Source organism: Polaromonas sp. P3_C2 (assembly GCF_056402675.1).
In genome coordinates, this window is sequence record NZ_JBFUGX010001049.1 from 1 (window position 1) to 956 (window position 956).

2 protein-coding genes are annotated in these 956 nt (G+C 57.2%); both read right to left on the reverse strand.

The features are described from left to right. Positions 1 to 38 precede the first annotated feature (38 nt). Entirely contained in the window at positions 39 to 662 is a 624-nt protein-coding gene (locus tag AC1DWI_RS24470) for a DUF938 domain-containing protein (protein ID WP_477671531.1), read from the reverse strand. Positions 663 to 715: 53 nt separating this feature from the next. Then, a partial coding sequence (locus AC1DWI_RS24475) for a hypothetical protein (RefSeq protein ID WP_477726085.1) occupies positions 716 to 956 on the reverse strand: 241 nt, incomplete at its 5' end.

Consider the following 956-nt stretch of genomic DNA (forward strand, 5'->3'; position numbering starts at 1 on the left):
ATAATAGCGAATTCAGTTTTCCGCCGGCGAGTGCGCGGTTAATGTTTTGCCGACTGCTGTGATTTTCCCCAGACCAGCAGCAGGTTGTTGACCGGCATGGCGTGCCGGGCTTGCAACTGCAGGCCGGCTTGCCCGGCTTCTAGCTCTACATCTTCCCTGCGCCTGATGCCCCAAGTGGGATCTTGCGCGCGCAGGCTCTGGTCAAAGTTGAGGTTGCCTTCAGACGTAGGCACACCGTCTTCCAGATACGGCCCATAAGTCACCAGCACGCCGCCCGGCGCCAGGTAGCGTGCAGCGCCCTGCATCAACGCCGCGCAAGTCGCCCAGGGCGAGATGTGCAGCATGTTGGCGCAGTAGATCAGGTCAAACTTTGAATCGCCTGGCAGCCACTCGGGCGCCATCACGTCGAGCACGAGGGGAGGGCACACATTGTCCAAGCCCCGCTCGGCTACGTAGGCTGCAATGGAGTCCATGGAGGCAGGAATCGCATCAGTGGGCTGCCACGTCCATTGCGGAAGGGCTGCGGCAAACCAGGCGACATGCTGGCCTGTGCCTGAGGCGATTTCGAGTGCGTTGCCGCTCGCGGACAAGATCTCGCGCAGGACATCGAGGATGGGCTGCTTGTTGCGGTCTGCCGCGGGGCTGAAGTTGGGGGAAGTCATTCGCAAATTAAAGAGAGGAGCGACGCGTCTCAGTTGAGCAATCAATCGATCCGCTAGGTCGCCGTGGAATACCACGTCGCTTGGCCAATCAAGTCGGTTACATGCTTGTATATAACTCGATCAATCGCGGTCACAAATTTTTCCACCTTTGCAAGTTCGTCTCGAATGTCTTTCGCGCTAGTTCCTGGCATTACTGCGTTGTGTGCTAGTTCCGTACGTTTGTCTGCAAATCCCTTTAGTATGAGCGCGCTGTCTGCTCTCAGTACAGCATTGGTTGAGTGAAATATCTTCGAT